Annotated in this window: 18 protein-coding genes and 2 pseudogenes; 10 read left to right on the forward strand and 10 right to left on the reverse strand. The window is 49.1% G+C overall.

Features of this window, described 5'->3' with window-relative positions; genetic code table 11:
• Positions 1–156 precede the first annotated feature (156 nt).
• From BUA49_RS03120 to BUA49_RS03135, 4 genes and pseudogenes are all read right to left on the reverse strand, one after another.
• Positions 157–1,038 (reverse strand): annotated as a pseudogene (locus tag BUA49_RS03120) (IS3 family transposase); the annotation flags it as partial.
• Positions 1,011–1,319, reverse strand: a complete 309-nt coding sequence (locus BUA49_RS03125) for a transposase (protein ID WP_072795453.1) — start codon at positions 1,317–1,319, stop codon at positions 1,011–1,013. The pseudogene BUA49_RS03120 and the gene BUA49_RS03125, both read right to left, overlap by 28 nt.
• A gap of 66 nt (positions 1,320–1,385) precedes the next feature.
• Positions 1,386–1,640, reverse strand: coding sequence for a Txe/YoeB family addiction module toxin (locus BUA49_RS03130; protein WP_008938367.1), 255 nt, complete (start codon positions 1,638–1,640; stop codon positions 1,386–1,388).
• A complete protein-coding gene (locus tag BUA49_RS03135; protein WP_008938366.1) occupies positions 1,637–1,888 on the reverse strand; it encodes a type II toxin-antitoxin system Phd/YefM family antitoxin in 252 nt (83 codons plus the stop codon). The genes BUA49_RS03130 and BUA49_RS03135 overlap by 4 nt, the downstream gene beginning before the upstream one ends.
• A 261-nt stretch (positions 1,889–2,149) precedes the next feature.
• Between BUA49_RS03135 and BUA49_RS03140 the strand changes: the two genes are divergently transcribed.
• Positions 2,150–3,361 carry a hypothetical protein gene (locus BUA49_RS03140; RefSeq protein WP_072795455.1) on the forward strand — a complete coding sequence of 404 codons (1,212 nt, stop codon included), beginning with the start codon at positions 2,150–2,152 and terminating at the stop codon, positions 3,359–3,361.
• Between the two features lie 268 nt (positions 3,362–3,629).
• Positions 3,630–3,853 (forward strand): annotated as a pseudogene (locus tag BUA49_RS18255) (ribonuclease E inhibitor RraB).
• 253 nt (positions 3,854–4,106) lie between these two features.
• On the opposite strand, the gene BUA49_RS03155 reads toward BUA49_RS18255, so the two are convergent.
• Complete coding sequence (locus tag BUA49_RS03155) at positions 4,107–5,054, reverse strand: sterol desaturase family protein (protein WP_072795458.1); 948 nt, start codon at positions 5,052–5,054, stop codon at positions 4,107–4,109.
• 120 nt (positions 5,055–5,174) lie between these two features.
• Here BUA49_RS03155 and BUA49_RS03160 point away from each other — a divergent pair, with 120 nt between their 5' ends.
• Positions 5,175–6,086: a LysR substrate-binding domain-containing protein gene (locus BUA49_RS03160; RefSeq protein ID WP_072795460.1), complete on the forward strand. Its 912-nt coding sequence runs from the start codon at positions 5,175–5,177 to the stop codon at positions 6,084–6,086.
• A 12-nt stretch (positions 6,087–6,098) separates the two neighbouring features.
• On the opposite strand, the gene BUA49_RS18130 is transcribed toward BUA49_RS03160, so the two are convergent.
• Together BUA49_RS18130 and BUA49_RS17605 are read right to left on the reverse strand one after the other, a co-directional pair.
• Complete coding sequence (locus BUA49_RS18130) at positions 6,099–6,224, reverse strand: hypothetical protein (protein WP_267283705.1); 126 nt, start codon at positions 6,222–6,224, stop codon at positions 6,099–6,101.
• Positions 6,221–6,421, reverse strand: coding sequence for a hypothetical protein (locus tag BUA49_RS17605; protein WP_139248732.1), 201 nt, complete (start codon positions 6,419–6,421; stop codon positions 6,221–6,223). Before BUA49_RS17605 ends, BUA49_RS18130 begins: the two co-directional genes overlap by 4 nt.
• Positions 6,422–6,451: 30 nt before the next feature.
• Here BUA49_RS17605 and BUA49_RS03165 point away from each other — a divergent pair, with 30 nt between their 5' ends.
• Entirely contained in the window at positions 6,452–6,664 is a 213-nt protein-coding gene (locus BUA49_RS03165; RefSeq protein ID WP_072795462.1) for a hypothetical protein, read from the forward strand.
• A gap of 66 nt (positions 6,665–6,730) precedes the next feature.
• On the opposite strand, the gene BUA49_RS03170 is transcribed toward BUA49_RS03165, so the two are convergent.
• Positions 6,731–7,048: a CcdB family protein gene (locus tag BUA49_RS03170; RefSeq protein ID WP_072795464.1), complete on the reverse strand. Its 318-nt coding sequence runs from the start codon at positions 7,046–7,048 to the stop codon at positions 6,731–6,733.
• Positions 7,048–7,293, reverse strand: a complete 246-nt coding sequence (locus tag BUA49_RS03175) for a type II toxin-antitoxin system CcdA family antitoxin (RefSeq protein WP_072795466.1) — start codon at positions 7,291–7,293, stop codon at positions 7,048–7,050. The genes BUA49_RS03170 and BUA49_RS03175 overlap by 1 nt, the downstream gene beginning before the upstream one ends.
• Positions 7,294–7,406: 113 nt before the next feature.
• On the opposite strand from BUA49_RS03175, the gene BUA49_RS17510 reads away from it, so the two are divergent.
• From BUA49_RS17510 to BUA49_RS03200, 3 genes are all read left to right on the forward strand, one after another.
• Complete coding sequence (locus BUA49_RS17510; protein ID WP_228704463.1) at positions 7,407–8,231, forward strand: MDR family NADP-dependent oxidoreductase; 825 nt, start codon at positions 7,407–7,409, stop codon at positions 8,229–8,231.
• Positions 8,167–8,367 (forward strand): GDCCVxC domain-containing (seleno)protein, encoded by a 201-nt coding sequence (locus tag BUA49_RS17925; RefSeq protein ID WP_072795467.1) that lies wholly within the window; start codon positions 8,167–8,169, stop codon positions 8,365–8,367. Before BUA49_RS17510 ends, BUA49_RS17925 begins: the two co-directional genes overlap by 65 nt.
• 70 nt (positions 8,368–8,437) lie before the next feature.
• On the forward strand, positions 8,438–9,244 hold the full coding sequence (locus tag BUA49_RS03200) for a substrate-binding periplasmic protein (RefSeq protein ID WP_072795468.1): 807 nt from the start codon (positions 8,438–8,440) through the stop codon (positions 9,242–9,244).
• Here the strand turns inward: BUA49_RS03200 and BUA49_RS03205 are convergent.
• The gene (locus tag BUA49_RS03205) at positions 9,239–9,463 is read right to left on the reverse strand and encodes a hypothetical protein (RefSeq protein WP_072795469.1); all 225 of its coding nucleotides are present in this window, start codon (positions 9,461–9,463) and stop codon (positions 9,239–9,241) included. The genes BUA49_RS03200 and BUA49_RS03205 overlap by 6 nt on opposite strands.
• Before the next feature lie 77 nt (positions 9,464–9,540).
• On the opposite strand from BUA49_RS03205, the gene BUA49_RS17750 reads away from it, so the two are divergent.
• The 3 genes from BUA49_RS17750 to BUA49_RS03220 all read left to right on the forward strand — a co-directional run bounded on the left by BUA49_RS17750 (position 9,541) and on the right by BUA49_RS03220 (position 12,317).
• On the forward strand, positions 9,541–9,711 hold the full coding sequence (locus BUA49_RS17750) for a hypothetical protein (protein ID WP_175547542.1): 171 nt from the start codon (positions 9,541–9,543) through the stop codon (positions 9,709–9,711).
• Positions 9,712–9,859: 148 nt separating this feature from the next.
• Positions 9,860–10,585 carry a phosphatase PAP2 family protein gene (locus BUA49_RS03215; RefSeq protein WP_072795471.1) on the forward strand — a complete coding sequence of 242 codons (726 nt, stop codon included), beginning with the start codon at positions 9,860–9,862 and terminating at the stop codon, positions 10,583–10,585.
• A 169-nt stretch (positions 10,586–10,754) separates the two neighbouring features.
• A complete protein-coding gene (locus BUA49_RS03220; RefSeq protein WP_084063477.1) occupies positions 10,755–12,317 on the forward strand; it encodes a diguanylate cyclase in 1,563 nt (520 codons plus the stop codon).
• The last annotated feature ends 331 nt before the right edge of the window (positions 12,318–12,648 follow it).

The raw sequence follows: 12,648 nt of genomic DNA on the forward strand, positions 1-12,648 counted from the left end.
TATTATTTCATAGTCCGACAGGCAATTAACAAGAGCTTTAAACGGAACAAAAACCGTTGGTTAGGTTCCGCTTCGCTCCACATTATAACCAACATTTTTTTGTCCGCTTAAGCGGGCGTTAAATCATGGTCCTACCCACGAAAAGTAGACACTCGGTTATGCGCATCTGCGCTCGTATTCCACCGGGCTGAGATAGCCCAAAGCGGAGTGTCTTCTCTTTCGATTATAAAAGACTTCGATGTACTCGAAGATAGCGGATTTGGCTGCCGCGATCGAATCGAAACACTCGGCGTAAATCAGCTCCACTTTCAGGCGGCTGAAGAACGATTCCATGGGGGCATTGTCCCAACAGTTGCCTTTACGGCTCATGCTTGGCACACAACCCCTTGAGCGCAGGTAATCCTGGTAGCCTGATGACCGATACTGAACACCACGATCCGAATGCACAATCAGCCCTGCGTTCACCTCTCGACGGCCATACGCCATAGTCAGGGCATCGGTAATCAGTTGCTCTGTCATGCTCATATCCAGCGACCAGCCAACAATATGGCGTGAGTACAGGTCCATCACCGTCGCCAAATAAAGCCAGCGATCATTCACCCAGATGTAGGTAATGTCAGTGGTCCATTTCAGGTTTGGAGCCGGCGCTGCAAATTGACGCCACAGCAGATTGTCTGCCACGTTCGTCATCGCTTCAGACGTGCGACTGTATTTAAAGGCCTTGCCGTTGCGGGCGCGAATAGCTTTCTCCCGCATGATCCCGGCCACATAGTTCACGGAGCATGGAATACCAGTGGCGCTCAGTTCCTGGGCAATCCGGGGAGCGCCATAGCGAGCTTTAAAGCTGGCGTAGGTCTCCATGATGGCCGCCTCCGTGACCGCTCTGCGCTGCTCTCTGAGACTGGTTGGGCGCTGTCTCCAGCGATAGTAGCCACTGGCGGAAACCTCCAGCACCCGACACATCAACCGAACGGCATACGACTGACGAAACGCATCCATCAGGGCGTACTTCACTCTTGGGACTTCGCGAAGTACGCAGACACCTTTTTTAGGAACTCGTTCTCCTTCCTCAAGGTCTCCATTTCGCGTTTGAGCTTCCGCATGGCTTCACTTTCAGCCTTGGAATAATCGACGCCATCAACGCTATTGAACTGCTTGTCCGAGAGGCGCGTGAACTGTCGACGCCAGTTGTAGATCTGACCGGGGTGTATGCCCAACTCGCGGGCAACAGACGCTGCTGTATTACCAGATTGATCGGCTCTGCGAACGGCTTCCCGACGAAACTCTTCGGTATAAGCTTGGGTCTTCTTGCGACTCATGGAGCACCTCCATGCTAGGGGCTTCCCTAACTATAGAAGGTGTCTACTGTCCGTGGGTAACTCGGATCAATAGTGGTACCGGAGCTGGGCAATGAGCAAAGCGTCATCCGTGACCTTGTAAACGATGCGGTGTTCTTCGTTAATTCGGCGGGACCAGTAACCAGCGAGGCTGTGTTTGAGGGGTTCCGGTTTGCCGACACCCTCGAACGGTTCTCGTTTGGTCTCCTTGATAAGCTTGTTGATGCGATTCAGGATTTTTTTGTCGGTTTTCTGCCAGTACAGATAGTCTTCCCAGGCGTTCTCGGAGAAGATGAGTTTCATTCAAGAAGTTCCTTTTCCTGACCATTGCCTTGCTCCAGCTCGGCAACGGACTCTAGCAAACGACGAGCGTTTTTGGGTGCGCGCAGGAGGTATGCGGTCTCTTGCAATGCCTCATAGTCCTCAAGAGAGATCATGACCACGGACTGCGATTTGCTTCGGGTGATGATCACGGGTGCATGGTCTTCACAGACCTGTTCCATGGTTTTTGCTAGATTGGTTCTAGCGGATGTGTAGCTAATGGCATCCATAAGGCTGCTCCTGTACAGAATCTTGTCCCTGTGCAGGATATCGTACATAAGAGGATTTAACAATCGGCTGCACAGCGACCGCTTTTCCGCCGCTTCGCGGCTCCAAACCGGGGCGTGAGCCGGGCATTAGCTGGCAGGAGTTCATACAGGAAATAAAAACCCGGTACAGATCTATTTTTATATGCTGCATTGGAGGTTGGCTACTGAATCCATTAGCCTGATTCTCAAGGATTCGATCAAGTCTGTTGGAAAAGGATTTTCATGAGCAAGCATTGGCTTCCCGTTTTACTTTGCGTCATCGGATTGGTAGCCGTATACGATGCTTTTAATCGCATTGGGTTGATTCTCGACTCTTCGGAAATTCCAGATAGCTTTTCCACGCAAACGGCCATCGTAAGTTCCATCGACACACAGCGCGAATGCAGTGGCTCGGGTAAGTCCCGCGTTTGTCAGTATCAGGCTTACCTGTCTAGCGAGAGTGGGCAACGCTACAAAGTCTTTATGCGGCCATTCTTCAATAAGGGGCTGGATCGGCTATATAGTGTGCCAAAAGGCTCAAGAGTCTCGATGAGCGTGGCGGGTATCGACATGTATGCCTTCTCGGTCATCAGCACCACTAATGAGACAAACGACCTACAACACTTTCCACTGTCAGAATTCAACCAGTGGCGGTCAGACAGCCTTTTCAGCGCCTCAAGTTTTCTGATTCTCGATGGACTGCTTGTCCTCCTGGTCTGGCGCAGGGTCTCGTCGATGTCGCTCCCGGAAACCAGAGCGTTTGTGAAGTTCGCGCTGGTGGCATTTGTCGCCATGCTTACCTATCTCTTCTTTCCAAGTGCTGATCTACCCAGTCCAGAAGAGCTGCATACTCGTGAAATAAATTTCAGCCATGTCTCCAGGCAGGCTGACTGCCCTCCCGCATGGCCAACACACCCAAGTCTCACATGTGATTACACACCTTACCTTGTCTCACAGACTGGAGAACGTTGGACGTTTGGACCGGGGTACAAACTACCGGCAGTCTTCGCGACTATTCCGCCACCAGGCATAACCCTCTATCTGGAAACCTATCGCGGCGAAGTCTATCGAATACAAAGAATACCCACTTGGGCAAGCGATAAACCGAAGCATAGTACCCAGGAATGCGACACCAAGCTGGTGCCAGTCGAGGATGATGGGCTTGTACATTGGACCTGCAAAGGTGAAGGCTATGCACGCCCTGCCGACCATAACAGGAGAAAAAGCCCCTTTTACCAGATAGTGGACCGAAACTTGAACACAGCACACGAAACCTTGGAAGACCGACGTTCAACGCTAATGTCCTATGACGCCGTCGAAACGTATCACCAAGAGCGTCGGCAGGTCCGTAATCATCTTGCGGGAACACTATTAACTTGGATGCTGTTGGGCACCGTCGTGCTTGTACTCCTGGTTACCTTCTGGCCTCGAAAGCGCGATGGTTCGACGCGTTGATATCAACTGCATTATTTCCGGCAACCGCAACTACAAAACTGAAATAGTTGTCACGACTCCCGGGAAAGTAGAAATAAATCTGTCTCGGGTTTCCGCAAGTGCAGGCACCGCGACGCCCTTTCCATGGCACCTTCGGCTCCATTCCGAGGGCGCGCATGCCGCAAGCGCTAAATTTTCAAGGAAGATCATGCTTAAAGTCTTTGCGTCAATTATTGCTGTCCTAGGTTTTTCCAGCGTTCAGGCTTACGATTTTCCCCCAAACGTTGAAATGAATGAACAGGTAATCCAGGCGCTTATTAAGGCAGGTTCAAACCCGAAAAAACCGCATCCACTCGAGCATCATTTTTATTGCTATAGCTCAGATTGCCTTCGATCATTAAAGACACTGCTTTAGATCTCGAAACCATCAATAAGCAGAATTCACTTATGCTCGAGCTAGCGGATGAATTTGATGCACACTATGACGGCTGGGGAACGCCAATAGTCGAGTAATTTAACAAATGGCTGTTGTCGGACGCACCTACGCTTGCGCTCCGGCACGCCGCAAAGCCGGGCGTTATCTTCAAAAATGCCCCCTTCTCGGTTTTGAATATCAAACTGGAGAGTGTCGGCGTGGAAGAGGTGAGTGAAGAAGTAAATTCCCAGCTGGTCCTGCGCGGTCGGTGATCAACTCTGTTGAAATGGCCAAGGCCCTGAACGCGAGCTGGCGCCCAGAGCAAGGTTGATTCTGGTCGTCAGCGATCCGTCATTCCTGGTTCGCGATTGCGGCTGTGTCTCCCGGCTGACGGCGCTCCCGGACAGGTGCAGCAGTGCGTAGGAAACGGTGCATTACGCTGCCCGCTTCAGCATCGTATTGGCGCCAGCCGTAGATTTTGGGGCGCTCGGTCTCAATTTTGAGTGTGTCCCAGAGTAGCCAGTCGAAAACTGATATGAAGTTGGTCATGTTCTTGGTCGAGTTTGCGGTACGGCTGTGGTGATGGTGATGCATATTCGGGAATGTGAACACGTGACAAAGGCCGCGCATGCACTTCCGAACCATTGCATTGTCGTGGTTCAGCAGCCAGAGATCGTACTGCCATTTCCAGTTCGTGTGCACATGCATACCCCAGATCACTTTTGAGACGGTTCCCCAAAGAAAAACCTCATAAAGCCCAAGGTACAAACACGCCAATCCGAACCAGTAGTTTGGCAATATCAGCCACCACGCCCAGTTTTCGACAAACGTCTGGCTGGCACTGATTTCACCACGTTCGTCTTGACCACCGTTCAGGTGATGAGGCCGATGGGCCGCTTTGTAGAAGTCCTGCACTTTGCCAACAAGCCGGCTTTTTGGTTTCCGGCTGTGGGCGAAAAGATGGGCTCTGCCGTGCAGGTATTCGTCAATAAGCAGAAAGCCAATCAGCGTGGGCCAGAAATGCTGTGCTTCAAGCCAGGTAAGGGCACCAGCGTAGGTGGGAAAGAGCGCCGCCATAAGAAGGAACACGATTACCGTAAGCAGCGGGCGCTGAAAGGTGGCCAGAAAACCCAGGGATACGCCGGACATGGCCCAGTCCTTCAATGATTTTTTTCCATTGCGGGTCTGGCCACTGACAATTTCATAAATTGAGAACAACACGAGAAATAACACGGTGACTATCGCTGCCGTGGATCCGGTTTCGCGCACGGCATCGGGCAGATCGAAGAACTCTTGCATACACAGCTCCGCCATTTCTTATAGTTTTTGTTTGTTTCGCGCTTCAGGTTCGGCGATTGAGTCGAGCTTCTCAAGTTAATAAATTGAACAACTACTATTAGCACAGCTAATATTATTGTCATGAAAAATTTGCGAAGCATCGACCTGAACCTGCTTACCGTCTTCGAAGCTGTAATGGAGCACGGCAGTCTCTCTGCCGCCGCGGTGAAGCTTGGCATGACCCAGTCGGCCGTCAGCCAGGCTCTCTCGCGTCTGCGGCTGACGCTTGGAGATGAGGTATTTGTGCGCTACGGGAACGGAATGCGCCCAAGCAACTACGCGGTACAGATATACCCGGAGATTCGGCAGGCCTTGTCGACCATCAGGGCGGCAGTGGGGTCAAAAAAGTTCTTTGATCCCGATAACTCGGAACGGAACTTTAAGCTGGCGATGGGCGATTACGGGGAACACCTCCTGCTGCCAGAACTTTTACGAGTGTTTGCCAGACATGAAGGTGCGCTGACCGTACAGAATCATCCCAACACGGATCCGGACGTTGTCGCCAAGCTTGAACAGGCCCAGTTGGATCTATTGTTTGATGTCCGACCGCCCACGAGCTCCACGATTGAAAGCTGTGAACTCCTGACCGAAGAATTGGTTGTTATCTGCAGTGCGGATCATCCGCGTCTAACGGGCTCCTTGAGCATGGAGCAGTTCTTGAGTGAGCGACATGTTGTGCTGGCGATTGGCGATGGCAGTCACACTCTGCTTGAGCGAATTCCCGGAATGCAGCTTATCGAGAACCGGCGCATTGCTGCCAGGGTCAATCAATATGTTGCGATACCGAGACTTGTTGAGGCGACCGACGCGATTGCGACGCTTCCACGGCGGATGGCGGACTACTTCATGGAGCGGGAAGCCATTCGCATTCTGCCTTTCCCTTTTGAGGGGGCTATTTTTGACGTGTTTATGGCCTGGCATCGTTCATCCAACGGCGACGCAGCCCATACCTGGCTCAGGGAAGCTGTGAAGGATCTTGCACAACGTCTGTGAACTGCCGGTGCATTACCTTTCTGCATCTTCGATCCGCGAAGACGCGAGCGCTTCAGCGATGTAGCGATAGCCGCTCTCTCCGGGGTGGTAACCGTCACTGGCAAGCAGAGCCGTATCGGTGACCACAGGGTCGTTCACGTGCTGTATCTGATTACGTTACTCGCTGCCGCTATGGCGCCATCAACAGATTCGATGGGGGCAAGTTTGTATTTCTTGTTGAAGATTACAAAAGTGGTGAGGTTTTGGCGATGCAGAGTAGCTTCCAGCAGCTTTTCCATTGCGGCTTCGCCTACATTCCAAGCCGCGCACGCTGCGGTCTTTAAATCATTCGGCATGGCGAGAAAACTTTCAGAGTTTGTTTCTAAATGAGTAAGTTAGAGTTGGTCGACAAATATGCCACAAGGGGCTTTCTACGCGAACCTTGTTATTGGGGCGTTGTGATGCTCTCCGATTTGGCTATTTCCTTTTTCGAGCTAGAGATTGAGCCGTTGGTGCTCTTTTACGATAGTATTTTTACAATTGTGATGGCTGTGAGTATCGGCACTTCGATCTTGCAACGCATCATTGAAATGTTTTAACAAGGCGCATCAGTACGCGGCCTGCGGCCGCCGGCCGCCACTGTCGTGGCGCCGCTGTGCTCAGCGTTAAATGCCAGTGACAGCAAGGTCCAGAGCTCCGACAATCTGGTCTCTGAAATGCGAGAGGGAACCAACCGGGTTTTTGAGATGCTTTTCTGGCACAGAGGAAATTTGTGGGGTTAGCAGTAAAAGTTCCTGGTCGGCAAAGCTGATTCCCGGCGTGAGTCCTTGCATGGATTCGCCACCAAAGGCGGAGCGTTTGCCCAAAGGGATGACGATTCGAGTTGCCAATTCGCTCAGGAGGCTGCTCTGAATATCGACAAGGTAAGGATAATGAGCTTTGCTAACTTTGCTCGGGTTGGGGTACACATCGAACTGTGACATTAGAACTCCCTGAATTCGTCGCCGAAGCATCCATGTTGTTCGACAAAATCGTTGTAATTTCTTATCGCAGCGCGATTTTCTTCAACCCATTGTGCTGCTTCGCGTTTGGAAAGCTCTTCTTTCAGGGCTCGCTCCAGAGTAGCAGACAGGTTGATGTTGAGTTCCCGAGTTTTGCGCAGTAGATCGCTATTGATGGAGAGGTTAGTTGCCTTTTTGGGTGCGGTTGGATTGTAGAGTTCGGCCATCAGAGCCTCCAGGTGGCTGTTTAATGCACGGATTTAGTGTATGCGCACGCCAATGCGCATTCAAGCATTTAACCAATGGCTGTTGTCGGACGCGCCTGAGCTAGCGCTCCGGCATTCCTCAGGCCGAACACTTCGAGATCGTCGAAACGCCTGTTGCTGAACCAATGGACGGTCAGATCGTCGTCCGCAACCTATACCTCTCCGTCGAACCAGCGATGCGCGGTTGGGTAAGTAGCGTCGGCAACTACTCAGATCCAGTCCCTGTCGGAGGCGTTATGCGCGCCTTCACGGTAGGGCGAGTCGCCGCCTCGCGCAGCGCTGAATATGGCGTCGATGATGTCGTGACGGGAATGTTTGGCTGGCAAGACTATGCGGTAGTTGATGGATCGAAGGTTCAGCGCCGGATAAATGAGGTTGATCTCCCAGTTTCGACGGCGCTCGGAGTACTCGGACTGAACGGACTTACTGCCTACTTCGCGCTCCTTGACCTTGGGCAGCCCAAGGCGAAAGAGACTGTGGTGGTATCAACCGCCGCAGGCGCGGTCGGATCTTGCGTTGGACAGATCGCAAAGATCAAGGGTTGTCGCACGATCGGCATTGCTGGTGGACCGAAGAAGACCGAACTGTGCGTCAATGAATTTGGGTACGAGGTGGCCATCGACTATCGAGTTGGGAACCTTGAAGCGGAAATCGCTCAGGCTTGCCCGAATGGAATCGATGTCTACTTCGACAACACGGCTGGCGAGATCAGTGACTCTGTACTCAAGAATTTGGCAGTCGGCGCACTTAGCTGCCATTTCTTTTCCAAACATTTCATACTGATTCAGCGCGAGCAGGCTTTGCCTGGTTTGGCGGTATTGTTTGTCGTTGCGGATGCCTTACCACGAGAAAACGGAAACTATGCCTACCGATTCCTGCCAGTATTTTTACGAGTGTGAATCTTGCGGTAGTTTGCTGAAGCCCAAGCAGGGAGACTGCTGTGTCTTTTGTTCATACGGCACAGTAGCGTGTCCACCAATTCAGCAAGGGTCAGGGTGTTGTGCCTCCGTGGGTGACGATAAGCTGCTATTCTGATCAAAAGAACCGGCAGGGGCGGCTAACCGGACGCTTAATTTTCAGGCGTTGGTTCGGTCCGTGAAGTCAGATGTTCGCAAAAAAAGATGAAGAAAAGATGAGGACAGCGAGGTGGTCTGTTCTGTTCGTTGGTTGGATAGGCATCTGTCTTTACCCGACCATTGCCTGGGCGGAGACCATTCGCTTTGCGACGATTGATTATTGCCCTTTCACCTGTGACCCCTCAAAAGAAGCGGGCAAGGAAGGGTTTATGACGGACGTCGTCAGAGAAGCGTTCGAACAGGCCGGATACACGCTTGTGATCGATATGCTTCCCTATGCGCGGGCCGTGGATTCGGTCCAGACCGGCAAATACGACGGAATTATTGTGGTTGGCAGAGACTATGCGCCCAATCTGGTGTATCCGGACGAGCCGACGGTCGTTCAACGGGTGGCGTTTCTGGTGAACTCTGGAACATCATGGAAATATACCGGAGTCGAGTCCTTATCCGGGGTCATCGTTGGCATTGTCAAAGGCTTCCATTATGTCGACCCCGATCTGATCACTTATCTTGAAAAAGAGCAGAGAAATGAAGATCGGGTGCATGTCATCCATGGTGAGAGCACGACCAGACGAGGATTACTGATGCTCCAGGCTAATCGCGTTAGCACTTTTCTGGAAGGCGAATACTCTGCCGTATATCAGCTTGATAAAATGGGGATCAGGGAAGCAGTCACAATTGCAGGCTTTACAACTGAGGCGTTTGAAGACTATACCGGATTCAGTCCCCGCAATCCGGATGCCGCCCGGCATGCTGAAATACTGTCCGATAAGATCACTGACTTGAAGAAATCCGGTAGGCTGGATGGCATTCTCCGTCGATACGGCATTTTATAAGGCGCGGGATTCGCGCTGGATATACTTGGGCTTTTGATGCTCATTTTTAAAAAACAGGGACAGATTTATTTGATGGACCGGGATTGTCGCCGGTTCGATGATCGCCATCGCCGGCGTGGCTTTCTCGATGACATTGGTCTCACTTTCGTCCCGCACCTGTCGGTCACCCTGACCATGGCGTATGGCCGCCGAGAGGTGAGCCCAGGGCTGATTGTGCATTCGAATTGTGGTGTTCAGTATCGGTCGACAGGCTACCAGGATTACCTGCGCTCAAGGGTGTGTTTGCCGAGCATTTTATGTCGAAGAAAGTAGTAATGTTTGAATACGAGAAAGAAACAAAAAATAGCGTTCGATATAAGGAGGTTCCTGATGAAGGAACAGCTCCTGTCGTGGGTACTTTGTATGTTCAGAAGTGGTTTGCTGGTGATAGCAAATCTATTGAGTTAACGATAGACAAAAAAGGCTAGCTGGTTGTAATCACGAAAGAAGTTAATTTTAAAGAGCTTAAAAAGCAAGCTCATAAGAAACTATCACATGACAATTCATTTCATGAAATGCTATGGTTGGTGAAAATTAAATCGAACATCCATGATGATGATGTGAATATTATTTAGCATGAAAATGATAACTAAAGATATCTGGCTAAGCCTTTTTGTTTTACTTTTTTCATTTTTAATTTTTGAGCTCACTCCAATTGATTTAGCTATCCAGGATTATTTTTTTAATTTTAAAACTAATGGATGGGTTTTGGATAAAAATGCAGTAATCCCTAAATTAATATTTTATGATGGAATAAAAAGAATATACATTCTTTTTGTTGTTACATTGTTAATAATATTGATATTTTTTCGGCAGAAAAGCATTATTGTTCGCTATAAAAAAGGGATTATTGTTGTATTGATATCATGTATTTTCATACCGTTATTTATTGGATTTTTAAAATACGTAACTAATGTGCCATGCCCGAAAGATATTCAACACTACGGAGGTGTTTATCCGTATGTTTCTGTATTATCCGAGTATCCGAGTGCATTCCAGCAAACTGGTAGAATAAAATGTTATCCAGCAGGTCATGCAAGTGGTGGTTTTTCTTTAATGTCTTTATATTTTTTATTTTCAATGAAAAGGAATAGAAAAATAGCTCTGGTTTCTGCAATTTCTATTGGGTGGGTAGTCGGAAGTTATAAAATGATGATTGGCGATCATTTTTTTGGTCATACATTTATAACAATGACATTGTCTTGGTTATTAATACTTAATACTAATTATTTGGTAAGTTATTTTAGCTCTGATAGAGGTGAGAGAAAAAGCCTAACAAAAACATGCACTCGGACAAAGTAAAGCTGCGGTGATTGTAAATTGTATCCTGGCGCTGGTGTCAGCCATTCTGTCAGCTGGTTCTGTGAGTGAACGTGAGAGATGGCAGGTCATAACTACCGACCAGTCTTATGCAGAATTACTTGAGAATCTTCGGGTAGCGGACTCCGCTAGAGTTTGCAGGAATTGACTCATGGCGCGTGTCCACTTTTTTGGGGGAACATCACTATGGCACTACAAACCAGCACTTGGCAGGCAAGTCAAAGGAAAAGTCTTGTACATAAAAGTTAGTCAAAAAAACTATGTTAAAAGGTTGTTCATTACCCTGATTGCAGGCTGGTTTCTATTAGTCCTGAATCCTGCAGCCGCCCAGTCTTCAAATGATATTGGGCTGACTCAAGCCGAACGAGATTACTTAAAGGCTAAGAAAGTGGTACGTGTTTGTGTTGATCCTGACCGCTTACCCTTTGATGGGGTGGATGAGGATAGACAACATACTGGGCTATCGAAAGATTACTTTGACATTTTTTCGCGCATGTTGGGCGTCGAAATGGTTGTGCCAGAAGTTCAGGACTGGAATGACCTGATCAGCAAGGCCAAGAGCCGCGAATGTGATGTGGTTTCTCAGATCAACGCCAGTGAAAAGCGTAAATCTTTTCTGGATTTTACGACCCCGTATTTTTACCTGCCTTTAGCAGTTGTCACGCGTTATGACAGAATTTTTGTTGAGGAAAGCCTTGAGGGTGCCGGGACGCAGTTTGCGGTGATCAAGGGTGATATCGCGATTGATAAACTCAGGAACCGTTACCCCAGTATTGTGCTTGTTGAAGTTAAAAATAATATCCAGGCGATGGAGCTCGTTTATGATGGAAAGGTCTTTGGCTATATCGGAGCACAAGGCGCGGTGGCCTTTGCCATTCAGTCCCTTAATCTGAATAAATTGGCGGTTACCGGCAGTCTACCACTTCGATATGAGCTATCTGTCGCCACTCGTAATGATGAGCCGTTACTGGGTAGCGCGTTTGAAAAGGCAATTCTTCATCTTGATCCGAAAGAGGGGCAAAGTATTCGGGATAAATGGATCGCGATTACGATCGAGAAGGTGGCTGACTATACTTTGTTATGGCTGACCTTACTGGTACTGGGAACAGTGCTTGTCGTCTCCCTGTACTGGAACCATTACCTGGCCCAAGCGAACAGAAAAATTCGCGACACGCTTAATGATTTGCATAATGTGCAGGCTCAACTTAAAGATCAAAACAGGATGTTCAAACGGCAGTCGATTACTGACGCTCTCACGGGAATTTATAATCGTCTTAAGCTGGATGAAGATCTTTCTTATGCCGTCAAACGGTCTGAACGCACGAAAAGTGAATTTTCTATCATCTTGTTGGATATCGATAACTTCAAGCAGGTGAATGACCGTTTTGGTCATCTCGTTGGGGATGAGTTACTGAAAGCATTTTCTTCTCTGTTAGTTAGTGCTATTCGTAAAAGTGATATTGTCGGGCGTTGGGGCGGTGAAGAGTTTCTTATTATCTGCCCTGATACGGATCTGCAGGGTTGCGGGAAGCTGGCCGAACAACTGAGAAAGCGAATTGCGGAGCATGAATTTCCTGGAAAAAAGGTACTCAATGCCAGCTTAGGGGTCGCTGTTCATCAACAAGAAGAAAAAACAGACATCATGATTGCCCGCGTCGATAAAGCACTTTATCGAGCCAAGAAGCTTGGACGTAATCGCGTTGAGACTGGGTAAAAGGGCGGGGCCCAGATAATGAAGGACGCCGTGAAGAAATATAAGCCAATACTCATTTTCTTTTTAATTCTTTGGAGTTCAGAATCATTTGCGGGTGAAGCAGATGTGGTTTAAGTAAACGTTAACGAAAACAGCAATATGTCCGAGGTTTAGAATTCAAAAGTGGAGTGGGTATTAATTTAGTCCGTGATTATAATATTAGTATATGAATTCGGCATACATAATAAGCCGATCAAAGGCGAGTCTCGTACCTCGAACGCTTTAAGCTGGTGTCGAAAGCCAAGATCTATGAGCAGTGTTTAGTGCCCTTACCTCCGCAGAGCCTGAGCCA

Source organism: Marinobacter antarcticus (assembly GCF_900142385.1).
GTDB classification, from domain to species: domain Bacteria; phylum Pseudomonadota; class Gammaproteobacteria; order Pseudomonadales; family Oleiphilaceae; genus Marinobacter; species Marinobacter antarcticus.

Coding starts and splice junctions, on each gene's coding strand:
- BUA49_RS03220 (WP_084063477.1), top strand. CDS start 10,755: ATGGCGCGTGTCCACTTTTTTGGGGGAACATCACTATGGCACTACAAA.
- BUA49_RS03130 (WP_008938367.1), bottom strand. CDS start 1,640: ATGAAACTCATCTTCTCCGAGAACGCCTGGGAAGACTATCTGTACTGG.
- BUA49_RS17605 (WP_139248732.1), bottom strand. CDS start 6,421: ATGCCGAATGATTTAAAGACCGCAGCGTGCGCGGCTTGGAATGTAGGC.
- BUA49_RS17925 (WP_072795467.1), top strand. CDS start 8,167: ATGCCTTACCACGAGAAAACGGAAACTATGCCTACCGATTCCTGCCAG.
- BUA49_RS03125 (WP_072795453.1), bottom strand. CDS start 1,319: ATGAGTCGCAAGAAGACCCAAGCTTATACCGAAGAGTTTCGTCGGGAA.
- BUA49_RS17750 (WP_175547542.1), top strand. CDS start 9,541: ATGTCGAAGAAAGTAGTAATGTTTGAATACGAGAAAGAAACAAAAAAT.
- BUA49_RS03200 (WP_072795468.1), top strand. CDS start 8,438: ATGTTCGCAAAAAAAGATGAAGAAAAGATGAGGACAGCGAGGTGGTCT.
- BUA49_RS03135 (WP_008938366.1), bottom strand. CDS start 1,888: ATGGATGCCATTAGCTACACATCCGCTAGAACCAATCTAGCAAAAACC.
- BUA49_RS03170 (WP_072795464.1), bottom strand. CDS start 7,048: ATGTCACAGTTCGATGTGTACCCCAACCCGAGCAAAGTTAGCAAAGCT.
- BUA49_RS03140 (WP_072795455.1), top strand. CDS start 2,150: ATGAGCAAGCATTGGCTTCCCGTTTTACTTTGCGTCATCGGATTGGTA.
- BUA49_RS03205 (WP_072795469.1), bottom strand. CDS start 9,463: ATGCACAATCAGCCCTGGGCTCACCTCTCGGCGGCCATACGCCATGGT.
- BUA49_RS03165 (WP_072795462.1), top strand. CDS start 6,452: ATGAGTAAGTTAGAGTTGGTCGACAAATATGCCACAAGGGGCTTTCTA.
- BUA49_RS03175 (WP_072795466.1), bottom strand. CDS start 7,293: ATGGCCGAACTCTACAATCCAACCGCACCCAAAAAGGCAACTAACCTC.
- BUA49_RS03155 (WP_072795458.1), bottom strand. CDS start 5,054: ATGCAAGAGTTCTTCGATCTGCCCGATGCCGTGCGCGAAACCGGATCC.
- BUA49_RS03160 (WP_072795460.1), top strand. CDS start 5,175: ATGAAAAATTTGCGAAGCATCGACCTGAACCTGCTTACCGTCTTCGAA.
- BUA49_RS03215 (WP_072795471.1), top strand. CDS start 9,860: ATGAAAATGATAACTAAAGATATCTGGCTAAGCCTTTTTGTTTTACTT.